This window comes from Serratia sp. T13T92, assembly GCF_047530105.1.
GTDB lineage: Bacteria > Pseudomonadota > Gammaproteobacteria > Enterobacterales > Enterobacteriaceae > Chania > Chania fonticola.
In genome coordinates, this window is sequence record NZ_JBLJAK010000120.1 from 1 (window position 1) to 1,055 (window position 1,055).

At 53.8% G+C, this 1,055-nt stretch carries 1 protein-coding gene; it reads right to left on the reverse strand.

Annotated features, from left to right (window positions below; genetic code table 11):
- Nucleotides 1-54: 54 nt before the first annotated feature.
- Nucleotides 55-978, reverse strand: a complete 924-nt coding sequence (locus ACMV5I_RS29480; protein WP_226717630.1) for an IS5 family transposase — start codon at nucleotides 976-978, stop codon at nucleotides 55-57.
- Nucleotides 979-1,055 lie beyond the last annotated feature (77 nt).

Sequence of the window (1,055 nt, forward strand, 5' to 3'; positions counted from 1 at the left end):
GGCTTTGTTGAATAATTCGGATTTAGATAAAAGCGCCTCTCGTCACTGATTTCCTCAGGCAATCCGCACACTTTCTGGCATCCCTGCACGCGTCATTTTGTTTAAGGCACGGATCATGGCCATAGTTTCTCCAACCTGCGCATCGTAATCCCTCAACGTAAGATGCCCACCAAACAGCTGTTTTACGCGGTACATCGCCGTTTCGGCCACTGAACGCCGGTTATAAGCCGTGTGCCATTTCCAGTAAGCATTGCTCCCGGTAAGCCGTTGCCTCGCCACCGCCTGATTTCTGTCGGCATACTCCACCGGCCAGTAGCCGGCGCGCGTTCGCGGCGGGATAAGCGCCTTAATTTTCTTGCGCCGCAACTCGTCGTGGCACCGCTTTGTGTCATAAGCCCCGTCGGCACAGGCGGCCCTGATTTTCCTGTGCGTCTGACGGATAAGCCCCGGGAATGCCTCTGCATCAGTCACGTTGTTTAGGGACAGGTCAGCGCAGATAATCTCATGCGTATCAGCGTCCACCGCCAGGTGCAGTTTCCGCCAGACGCGGCGCTTTTCCTGGCCGTGTTTTTTCACCTTCCACTCACCCTCACCGAAGACTTTTAATCCGGTGGAATCGATAACCAGATGGGCAATTTCACCGCGTGTTGGGTTTTTGAAAGGGATGCTGACGGATTTAGCCCGCCTGCTGACGCAGGAATAATCCGGGCAACGGAGCGGGAGCTTCATTAGGGTAAAGATGGAGTCAATGAATCCCTGCGCAGCGCGAAGTGTGAGGCGAAAAACGCGTTTGAGCATCAGAACGGTGGAAATGGCCAGCTCAGAATAACGTTGCGGACGACCGCGTAAAGACGTGTTGGGCTCGTCATACCAGGCCTGAATGGCCGACTCATCAAGCCAGAATGTCAGTGAGCCCCGATTGACAAGCGCCTTGTTGTAGGTGGCCCAGTTGGTGATTTTGAACTTTTGTTTTGCCACGTGATATCGCTGCAGGATGAGGAGTGTGGTGATCTGATCCTGACTACGGCCAAAAGTTCGATTTATTCAACAACGCC